The 9,503-nt window shown below is 65.5% G+C and carries 10 protein-coding genes; 9 read left to right on the top strand and 1 reads right to left on the bottom strand.

The features are described from left to right. The 8 genes from AC4FIJ_RS14410 to AC4FIJ_RS14445 all read left to right on the top strand — a co-directional run bounded on the left by AC4FIJ_RS14410 (position 1) and on the right by AC4FIJ_RS14445 (position 7,312). On the top strand, positions 1-1,911 hold the full coding sequence (locus AC4FIJ_RS14410; RefSeq protein WP_490337370.1) for an AMP-binding protein: 1,911 nt from the start codon (positions 1-3) through the stop codon (positions 1,909-1,911). After that, complete coding sequence (locus AC4FIJ_RS14415; protein WP_490337371.1) at positions 1,908-2,927, top strand: thiamine pyrophosphate-dependent dehydrogenase E1 component subunit alpha; 1,020 nt, start codon at positions 1,908-1,910, stop codon at positions 2,925-2,927. Before AC4FIJ_RS14410 ends, AC4FIJ_RS14415 begins: the two co-directional genes overlap by 4 nt. Further along, positions 2,924-3,961 carry an alpha-ketoacid dehydrogenase subunit beta gene (locus AC4FIJ_RS14420; RefSeq protein WP_490337372.1) on the top strand — a complete coding sequence of 346 codons (1,038 nt, stop codon included), beginning with the start codon at positions 2,924-2,926 and terminating at the stop codon, positions 3,959-3,961. Before AC4FIJ_RS14415 ends, AC4FIJ_RS14420 begins: the two co-directional genes overlap by 4 nt. Positions 3,962-3,970: 9 nt before the next feature. Continuing rightward, positions 3,971-4,204: a biotin/lipoyl-containing protein gene (locus AC4FIJ_RS14425; RefSeq protein WP_490337373.1), complete on the top strand. Its 234-nt coding sequence runs from the start codon at positions 3,971-3,973 to the stop codon at positions 4,202-4,204. Position 4,205: 1 nt separating this feature from the next. After that, complete coding sequence (locus AC4FIJ_RS14430) at positions 4,206-4,916, top strand: 2-oxo acid dehydrogenase subunit E2 (protein WP_490337374.1); 711 nt, start codon at positions 4,206-4,208, stop codon at positions 4,914-4,916. Continuing rightward, positions 4,913-5,620: a lipoyl protein ligase domain-containing protein gene (locus AC4FIJ_RS14435; protein WP_490337375.1), complete on the top strand. Its 708-nt coding sequence runs from the start codon at positions 4,913-4,915 to the stop codon at positions 5,618-5,620. The genes AC4FIJ_RS14430 and AC4FIJ_RS14435 overlap by 4 nt, the downstream gene beginning before the upstream one ends. Before the next feature lie 106 nt (positions 5,621-5,726). After that, positions 5,727-6,737 (top strand): 2-hydroxyacid dehydrogenase, encoded by a 1,011-nt coding sequence (locus AC4FIJ_RS14440; protein ID WP_490337376.1) that lies wholly within the window; start codon positions 5,727-5,729, stop codon positions 6,735-6,737. Positions 6,738-6,859: 122 nt separating this feature from the next. Then, positions 6,860-7,312, top strand: a complete 453-nt coding sequence (locus AC4FIJ_RS14445) for a MaoC family dehydratase (protein WP_490337377.1) — start codon at positions 6,860-6,862, stop codon at positions 7,310-7,312. A gap of 37 nt (positions 7,313-7,349) precedes the next feature. Here the strand turns inward: AC4FIJ_RS14445 and AC4FIJ_RS14450 are convergent, their stop codons facing one another. After that, positions 7,350-8,231: an HpcH/HpaI aldolase/citrate lyase family protein gene (locus AC4FIJ_RS14450; protein ID WP_490337378.1), complete on the bottom strand. Its 882-nt coding sequence runs from the start codon at positions 8,229-8,231 to the stop codon at positions 7,350-7,352. A gap of 328 nt (positions 8,232-8,559) precedes the next feature. Between AC4FIJ_RS14450 and AC4FIJ_RS14455 the strand changes: the two genes are divergently transcribed. Then, the gene (locus tag AC4FIJ_RS14455; protein WP_490337379.1) at positions 8,560-9,321 is read left to right on the top strand and encodes an SDR family NAD(P)-dependent oxidoreductase; all 762 of its coding nucleotides are present in this window, start codon (positions 8,560-8,562) and stop codon (positions 9,319-9,321) included. Positions 9,322-9,503 lie beyond the last annotated feature (182 nt).

Here is a 9,503-nt window from a genome sequence, read left to right on the forward strand (position 1 = left end):
ATGGCGGGGCATCCTCCTCAACCCTCTGGCGTATCCGGCCCGCACGACTGGCTGGCGGCGGCCGATCTGATCGACTGGTCGGCTGTGCCCCGGATCGATGTGGATACCGGCGATGCGCCTTTCTGCCGCTGGTTTCCGGACGGGCGGCTCAATACCTGCCACAACGCGCTCGACCGCCATGTTCAGGCGGGGCGGGGCGATGTCGCCGCGCTGATCTTCGACAGCGCCATGACCGGCGAGCGGCGGCGCTACAGCTATGCCGAATTGCGGGACGAGGTGGCGCGGGTCGCGGGCATGCTGCGCGGCATGGGCGTGGGGAAGGGCGACCGGGTGCTTATCTACATGCCGCTCGCCCCCGAAGCGGTCATGGCGATGCTGGCCTGCGCGCGGCTGGGCGCGGTGCATTCGGTGGTATTCGGCGGTTTCGCCGCTCCGGAACTGGCGAAACGGATCGTCGATGCGCAGCCAGTCATCATCGTCACCGCCAGCTGCGGGCTGGAACCGGCGCGGGTGGTGGAATATCTGCCGATCATTGCGCAGGCGCAGGCAATTGCCGGCAGCGCCGTGCCCCGGATCGTGCTGCGCCGCCCGCAACACGCGGTCACGCTCGATCCCGCGGGCGAACACGACTGGCATGCCAGCCTGAAGAACGCACAGCCCGCCGATCCCGTCGATGTCGCGGCGACCGATCCGCTCTATATCCTCTACACCAGCGGCACGACGGGCACGCCCAAGGGCGTGGTGCGCGACAATGGCGGACACGCGGTGGCTTTGGCGAAAAGCATGCAAACCGTCTATGGTGCGCGGGCGGGCGACGTTTTCTGGGCCGCGTCCGATATCGGCTGGGTCGTCGGCCACAGCTATATCGTCTATGCGCCGCTGCTGACCGGCTGCACCACCGTGCTTTACGAGGGCAAGCCCGTCGGTACGCCCGACGCCGGGGCATTCTGGCGCGTCGTTCGCGACTATGGCGTGAATATCTTGTTCACCGCGCCGACCGCGATCCGTGCGATCCGGCGCGAGGATCCCGAAGGCTCGCATATCGCGGCCGCCGACATGGAAGGCCTGCGCGCGCTGTTCCTGGCGGGCGAGCGAGCCGATCCCGACACGCTGCAATGGATCGAACGGCAACTCGGCGTGCCGGTGATCGACCACTGGTGGCAGACCGAGCTTGGCTGGCCCGCCATCGCCACCTGCCTTGGCCTTGGTGAGCGCGAGACGCGGCAGGGCAGCGCGGGGCGGCCCGTCCCGGGTTTCGATATCGCGGTGCTGGGCCCCGACGGCGCGCGCTTGCCTGCCGGGGAAAGCGGCGACGTTGCCATCGCGCTGCCGCTTCCGCCCGGATGCCTGACGACGCTGTGGGGCAATGATGCAGGCTTCGTGTCGACCTATCTTGCCGCGCATTCCGGCTATTACGCCACCGGCGACAACGGCTTCTTCGACGCGGACGGGTTCCTTCACATCATGGGGCGGAGCGACGACATCATCAATGTCGCGGGCCACCGCCTGTCGACCGGCGCGATGGAGCAGGTCGTCGCGGCACATCCCGACATCGCCGAATGCGCGGTTGTGGCCGCCGCCGATCCGCTCAAGGGGCATCGGCCCGTAGGCTTCTTCGTCCTGCGGGCCGGTGCCGAGCATGACGAGGCGGCCGTAGCGCGCGACATCGTCGCCCGCGTCCGCGCCGAGATCGGCCCCGTCGCAGCATTCCGTGAAGCCGTTGCCGTCCCCGGCCTGCCCAAGACAAGGTCGGGCAAGGTCCTGCGCGCAACCTTGCGCTGCATCGTCGACGGCCAGCCCTACACCCCCGCCGCCACCATCGAGGATCCCGCCATGCTGTCGCATGCCCGCGATGCGCTTATCCGCGCGGGCATCGCGCAGGCCCCACTCTCGCAGGAAGACTCCGCATGACCAAGCAAGCGACCACCGCGCAAAAGCTCTGGATGTACGAGAAGATGGTGACCAGCCGCCGTTTCGAGGAGGCGATCGCCCGCATCTATCTGGAAGGCAAGCAGCCGGTCTTCAACATGGCGAACGGGCCCATACCGGGGGAAATGCACCTGTCCGATGGGCAGGAACCCTGCGCGGTGGGCGTCTGCGTTCACCTGACCGCAGGCGACATCGTGACCGCCACCCACCGGCCCCACCACCAGGCGATTGCCAAGAATGTCGACCTTAAACGCATGGCGGCGGAAATCTTCGGCAAGAGCACGGGGCTGAGCGGCGGGCGGGGCGGTCACATGCATCTGTTCGATCCGGCGGTGAATTTTGCCTGTTCGGGCATCGTGGGGCAGGGACTTGGCCCGGCGGTGGGCGCCGCGCTCTCGCGCAAGATGCAGGGCAAGCCCGGCGTCGCGGTCGCCTATATCGGCGAAGGCGCGGTAAACCAGGGCGCCTTTCACGAGGCGCTGAACCTTGCCTCCGTCTGGACGCTACCCGTCGTCTTCGTGATCGAGGACAATGCGTGGGGCATCTCGGTATCCAAGGCAGCCTCTACCGCGGTGCCGCACAACCACGTGCGCGCCGACGCCTATGCGATGCCCGGCCACCGGGTGGAGAACAACGACACGCTGGCCATCTTCGCAGCCGCCGGCGAAGCGATAGAGCGTGCGCGCAGCGGCGGCGGTCCATCGCTGATCGAGATCGAGACATCCCGCCTTGCCGGGCATTTCATGGGCGATGCCGAGGCCTATCGGCCCGAGGGAGAAAAGGACGGGCTTGTCGCGAAAGACCCGATCCCCGCCTTCCGCCGCCATCTGCTCGAAAGCGAAGGGGTCGATGAGCAGGATCTCGTCCTGATCGAGGACCGCGCCCGCGACGCCGTGGACGAGGCCATCGCCTTCGCCCGCCAGAGTCCGGATCCCGATCCTGCCGACGCGCTGTCCGGCATGTTCGTCGAAACCGCCGGCAAGGGAGCGGACGCATGACGACCGAAATAAAGGAGAATGAACGCAAGCTGACCATCGCGCGCGCCATGGCCGAGGCGCTGGCGCAGGAGATGCGGATCGATCCGCGCGTCTTCGTGATGGGTGAGGATATTGGCGCGCTGGGCGGGGTATACGGCAATACGCGCGGCCTGATCGACGAATTCGGGGCAGAGCGCGTGCGCGACACGCCGATATCGGAAACCGCCTTCGTCGGCGCGGCGGTCGGCGCGGCGCAGGACGGCATGCGGCCGGTCGTGGAGCTGATGTTCGTCGATTTCTTTGGCGTGTGCTTCGACGCGATCTACAATCTGATGGCCAAGAACACCTATTTCTCGAACGGGTCGTTTCGCGTGCCGATGGTGCTGATGACCTCCACCGGCGGCGGCTACTCGGACGGCGGACAGCATTCGCAGTGCCTGTATGGCACCTTCGCGCATCTGCCGGGGATGAAGGTCGTCGCCCCCTCGAACGCCTATGACGCCAAGGGCCTGATGACCACCGCGCTGCGCGACGACAATCCCGTGGTCTATATGTATCACAAGGGGCTGCAGGGCATGGGCTGGCTCGGCACCGAACGGGGTGCGACCGTCCATGTGCCCTCCGATCCCTATGAGGTCGAGATCGGCAAGGCCGCCATCGCGCGCGAAGGCAGCGATCTGACCATCGTTTCCATCGGCATCGGCGTGCATCACGCGCTGAGAGCGGCCGCGCAACTGGAAACGGAAGGCGTCAGCGCAGAGGTCGTGGACCTGCGCTCGCTCGTCCCGTTGGACCGGGACGCGATCCGCGCCTCGGTCGCGAAGACGGGCCGGCTGATCGTGGTGGACGAGGATTACCGCAGCTTTGGCATGAGCGGCGAGATCATCGCCACCGTGGCGGAACACGATCCGGCGATGCTGAAGGCCGCGCCGATCCGCGTCGCCTTTCCGGATGTGCCGATACCGTTCGCGCGGGTGATGGAACGCCATTGCCTGCCCGATGCCGACAAGATCGTCGCGGCCTGGCGGACCATCCAGCCCGGCGCCCGCAGCTAGGAGAATACAGTGGCAACCGATGTCGTGATACCCACCGATCTGTGGGACGAGGACAGCGAGGCGGCGATCACCGCATGGCTCGTGTCCGATGGCGCGCAGGTGGCGAAGGGCCAGCTTGTCGCCGAGATCATGGTGGAGAAAGTCCAGCACGAGGTGCTTGCCCCGGCGGACGGAACCATCGCCATCGTCAGGCAGGCGGACGAGGTCGCCGCCAAGGGCGAGACGATTGCGCGGATCGGCTGACATGGCCTCCACCGATGCCCCGGCGCAGCCGCCCGCGATGACGGTGACGAAGCTTCGCGGCCCGCGCCGGATGATCGCCGACAAGATGGTCGCCAGCCTGCATGACGCGGCGCAGCTTACGCATCATGCTTCTGCGAATGCCTCGGCGCTGATGGCTGCCAAGCAGGCGCGCGACGAACGGGGAGACAGAACCTCGATCGAGGATCTGGCGATGTTCGCGGCGATCCGCACCCTTGCGGATCATCCGCAGATGAATGCGCGGCTGATCGACAACGAATTGCATTGCGGCCCCGCGGTCCATTTGTCGGTCGCCATTGCGCTTGCGTACGGGCTTCTGGTCGCGCCCGCCATTTTCGATGCGCAGGCGATGTCGCTGACTCAGCTGCGGGCGGCACGGCAGGACCTTACCCAGCGTGCGCGCACCAACCGCCTTAACGTGCGCGAGATGACGGGCGGGACGTTCACGATCAGCAATCTCGGGCTGACCCGGGTCGAGCATTTCACGCCCATTCTGAACACGCCGCAGGTCGCCATTCTTGGTCTGGGGAGCATGTTCGACAGGCCGGTTCGGACCGCCGACGGCAGGGTCGACCTTGCACCTCATATCGGCCTGTCATTGACCTTCGATCACCGCGCCATCGATGGAACGCCCGCCGCGCTCTTTCTGAGCGCGCTTTGCGATCGGCTGGAAAACATCGGCGCCATCGTGTGAAGGACATTCGCCATTTCGACCGCATCGCCGATGCGCTGGACGAGGAGGCGCGTCTGCTGGCCCTCGTGGCAGAGGGTGACAGCGATTTCGAAGCCATGCTGTGGACCGCCGGCCAATCGCTCGTCGCGCCCCGATCGATCGGGCGGCTGCCCGGTTTCGAGCGTGCGGCGAAGGAGAGTGCGCAGCGCGGCTGGCCGGTCGCGCTGCGCTCCTCGGGCGGGGGCATCGTTCCGCAGGGGCCGGGCATCCTCAACCTGTCCCTGGTGCATGTTCTGCGGGGCGAAGACGCGCGCGATCTGGCGAGTACGTACCGCGTCCTGACCGCGCCGATTTCCCGCGCCGCCTCGCATCTTGGCGCGGTTTCTGTCGGTCCGGTTGCGGGGAGTTTCTGCGACGGAAACTATAATGTCGTTCTCGATGGACGCAAACTGGCAGGCACTGCCCAGCGATGGACGCTGCGGCGGGACGGATCGGGCGATAGCGCGGTGCTTGCCCATGCCATCATCCTGTGTTCGGCTGAACTGGAAGACGCCTGTCGTGCCATCAATCGCCTTTGCGCCCTTTCGGGCGTCAGGCCGGGCGTCAGGCGCGATAGCCATGTCGCGGGCTTGCCGATGGATCGGGCGGCATTCGGCGCGATGATTATGCCATGGCTTGCCGAGATGGACCGGGATTACCGATCGCGCCTTGCATTATCCGTGTAATCCCGGCCGGTGACCAGCCCTCGCATGACGGCTCATGCGCTCGCCGCGGTGGACGCGATTGGGCCACATCCGCTAGCCTGCCGCCGGTCCACGCCGGGAGCCTTGCATGAAAACGATCGTCTACAGCACGCGCGCCTATGACCGCGAATTCCTGACCGCCGCCAATCAGGCGGCCGGGGCCCCGCACGAGCTCGCCTTCGTGGAGGCGCATCTGTCCGTGCCCACCGCGCGCATGGCTGAGGGATATGAAGCCGTCTGCGCCTTCGTGAACGACGATCTGGACGCGGAGGTGCTGACATCGCTGGCCGGATGCGGCGTGCGGCTGGTCGCGCTGCGCTGCGCGGGTTTCAATAATGTCGATTTGGACAAGGCCGGCGAACTGGGCATCGCCATCGCCCGCGTGCCCGCCTATTCCCCCGATGCGATTGCCGAGCACACGCTGGCCCTGATCCTGTCGCTCAACCGCCGGATCCACCGCGCCTACGCCCGCGTGCGCGAGGGCAATTTCGCGCTCGATGGGCTGCTGGGGTTCGATCTCAAGGGCAAGACCGCGGGGATCGTCGGGACGGGTCAGATCGGCATCAGGGTCGCGGCGATCTTGCGCGGGTTCGGGTGCAGGGTGATTGCCAGCGATCCGAACCCGGACGATGCGCTGACGGACGCGGGCGGGCGTTATGTGGAGTGGGGAGAGCTGCTGGCAACGTCCGACATCGTCTCGCTCCACTGCCCGCTGACGCCGCAGACTCATCATTTGATCGATGCGAAGGCCATCGCCGCGATGAAGCCGGGCGTGATCCTGATCAACACCAGCCGCGGGGCGGTGGTCGATGCAAAGGCGCTGATCGGCGGGCTGAAGAGCGGGCGGATCGGCCATGTCGGCCTCGACGTCTATGAAGAGGAAGGCGATCTGTTCTTCGACGATCTGTCGGGCAAGGTGTTGCAGGACGACGTATTCGCACGGCTGCTGACCTTTCCCAACGTGCTGATCACCGGCCATCAGGGCTTTTTCACGCGTGAGGCGATGGAGGCCATCGCACAGACCACCATCGCCAATATCGTGGCCTTCGAGGCGAATGGCGCTCCCGATCACGCGGTGACTGCGGATCTGAGGGGCTAGACAGCTTCCCTTGGACATGGCGGATTGACGGCCGGGCTTGCGCCATCGGGCGCGGGCAGGCAGTCACCGCCCGTTCGCAAAGGCCGGGCACGCCGCCGCGGGTCTGGCAAGGAGAGAGAAGAATGGCAGGACGGTTCTATGACCAGTGGAGCGTGGGCGACACGCTGACGCACGAGATCGGCCGCACGGTCACGGAAACGGATAATCTGCTGTTCACGACCATGACCCATAACCCCCAGCCCCTGCACCTCGACGCGGAAGCGGCAAAGCAGAGCGAGTTCGGCCAGATTCTGGTCAACGGGACCTTCACCTTTGCGCTGATGATCGGATTGTCGGTGGGAGATACCACGCTGGGCACGCTGGTCGCCAATCTCGGCTATGACAGGCTGACCATGCCGGCGCCGGTCTTTATCGGCGACACGCTTCGCGCGCGGACCGAAGTCGTCGAACTCAGGGATTCGCGGTCGCGGCCGGGGTGCGGCATCGTTACCTTCCGGCACGAGCTGTTCAACCAGCGCGATGAGATCGTATGCGAATGCCTGCGCATGGCCCTGCTCAAGGGATCGCAGGCGTAGCAGCGGCGGGCCGCGACTTCCCGCCAAACGGCGAGGGTCAGAGCCGGCCAGCCAGTCGCAGCACGGTTTCAGCGCGCGCGAGATAGGGCCGGTCGAGCATGCCGCCCTTGTAGCCGATGGCCCCGACGCCCGGATTGGCGGCGAACAGGTCGACGATCTCTTGCGCGGCGGCAATTTCCTCCTCGCTGGGGGTAAAAGCCTCGTTGATGATGTCGACCTGCGCGGGATGGATCGCCAGCATGCCGCGATAGCCTTGCGCGCGGACCTTTTCGGCGCGGTCGCGCAGCCCGTCGAGGTCGCGGAAATCGCCGTGGATCGTCTCGATCGGCAGCACGCCGGCACTGGCCGCGCCGATCAGGCACAGGCCTCGCGCAAGCTTGTAGGTGAAATCGTAATCGCCATCGGCATCGCGGTTGTTGCTGGCGCCCAGCGCATCGGCAAGGTCCTCCGCGCCCCATGTCATGCCGATCAGGCGCGGCGCGCCCGCGTAATCGCCGGTGGTGAACATCGCCTCGGCCGCTTCGGTGACGAGCGCGATCACCTTGGTCGAACCCTGCTCGATCCCGTTGGCCGCTTCCAACGCGGTGAGATAGTGGTCCAGCAATTCGACATCGTGCCGCCCGCGCGACTTGGGCAGCATGATCCCGCCGGGCCTGCCGGGCATCACGGCGGCAAGGTCTTCGGCGGCGAAGGGTCCGTCGACCGGATTGATCCGCACCCACAGGCGTTCGTGGCCGGTTTCGCGCGATTGCAGGAACTCGCGCACAATGGTCCGGGCGGCGGGTTTCTGGTCGATTGTGACTGCGTCTTCCAGGTCGAACAGCGCAATATCCGCGCTGCTGCCCGCGCATTTCTCCATCTTGCGTTCGCTGTCGCCGGGCGCGAACAGCCATGAGCGCATTGGAATGTCTTGGGGCATGGAACCTCTCTTCATCGTGTCCAGCGCAGTTTCGCAAGGACTCATGCGGGCTTACCCCTCCGACGCGGCAGATCAAGACCCCATACAGACTTGCGCGGCCGATGTTGGGATCGGTTCGTCATGAACTCCAGATCGGGCACGTTGACATCATACGTTCCAGACTAGTATCTACTGGCCAGTATAAAAGACACTTGAGGAAAGATGGCCGGGGCGCAGGCGCGCGGGATCGGGTTCTCGCACGGACTGTTCGTATAATCGAAATGCACAAGACCGGTGCGCGCCGATCGAGGCCCCGTCTATCTTCGGACCAATGGAAAGGACCAAGCGAATGAAAGTGGAAGGGCTTGCCGCCATCGTGACCGGGGGCGCATCCGGTCTTGGCGGGGCTACGGCCGCTCATCTGGCAGGGCTTGGCGCGAAAGTGACCATCTTCGACCTCAATACGGACGTCGGCGAAGCATATGCCGCCAAGATTGGCGGACGTTTCGCGCATGTCGACGTGACGGACGAGGCTGGCGTCTCGAAAGCGATCGAGGATGCCGAGGCGGTCAATGGCAAGGCCCGGATCCTCGTCAATTGCGCCGGCATCGCTCCGCCCAAGAAGGTGATCGACCGCGATGGCGCGCCGATCCCGCTGGCCGACTTTACCAAACTGGTGAACATCAACCTGATCGGCAGCTTCAACGTGTTGTCCAAGTTCGCCGCCCGCATCCACGATGCCGATTCGATCGGAGACGAGCGCGGCGTGGTGATCAGCACGTCGAGCGTCGCCGCCTATGAGGGGCAGATCGGTCAGGCGGCCTATGCGGCGTCGAAGGCGGGCGTCGCCGGGATGACTTTGCCGATTGCGCGCGAATTTGCGCGTTACGGCATTCGCGTGATGACGATTGCGCCGGGCCTATTTCTCACCCCCTTGCTGGAAGGACTGCCCCAGGAGGCGCAGGATTCGCTGGGCAAGCAGGTTCCGTTTCCGAACCGGCTCGGCAAACCGGACGAATATGCCATGCTGGTGGAATCGATCATCGCCAATCCGATGCTCAACGGCGAGACGATCCGGCTCGATGGCGCGATCCGGATGGCTCCGAAATAAGTCCCGCGGACAATGCCTGCTGGTGCGGTGCCCCGGAACGCGGTGACGAGCAGGGGATTGGATGACCAAGGGCAAATTGGCGACTGCACGGCGGACGCGACGATAATTTTGAGTAAGGAACCGACATATGAAAGCGCTAGTCCCGGTAAAGCGGGTGATCGATTACAATGTGAAGCCGCGTG

Source organism: Croceicoccus sp. (genome assembly GCF_983967925.1).

Coding starts and splice junctions, on each gene's coding strand:
- AC4FIJ_RS14410 (WP_490337370.1), top strand. CDS start 1: ATGGCGGGGCATCCTCCTCAACCCTCTGGCGTATCCGGCCCGCACGAC.
- AC4FIJ_RS14415 (WP_490337371.1), top strand. CDS start 1,908: ATGACCAAGCAAGCGACCACCGCGCAAAAGCTCTGGATGTACGAGAAG.
- AC4FIJ_RS14420 (WP_490337372.1), top strand. CDS start 2,924: ATGACGACCGAAATAAAGGAGAATGAACGCAAGCTGACCATCGCGCGC.
- AC4FIJ_RS14430 (WP_490337374.1), top strand. CDS start 4,206: ATGGCCTCCACCGATGCCCCGGCGCAGCCGCCCGCGATGACGGTGACG.
- AC4FIJ_RS14440 (WP_490337376.1), top strand. CDS start 5,727: ATGAAAACGATCGTCTACAGCACGCGCGCCTATGACCGCGAATTCCTG.
- AC4FIJ_RS14445 (WP_490337377.1), top strand. CDS start 6,860: ATGGCAGGACGGTTCTATGACCAGTGGAGCGTGGGCGACACGCTGACG.
- AC4FIJ_RS14450 (WP_490337378.1), bottom strand. CDS start 8,231: ATGCCCCAAGACATTCCAATGCGCTCATGGCTGTTCGCGCCCGGCGAC.
- AC4FIJ_RS14455 (WP_490337379.1), top strand. CDS start 8,560: ATGAAAGTGGAAGGGCTTGCCGCCATCGTGACCGGGGGCGCATCCGGT.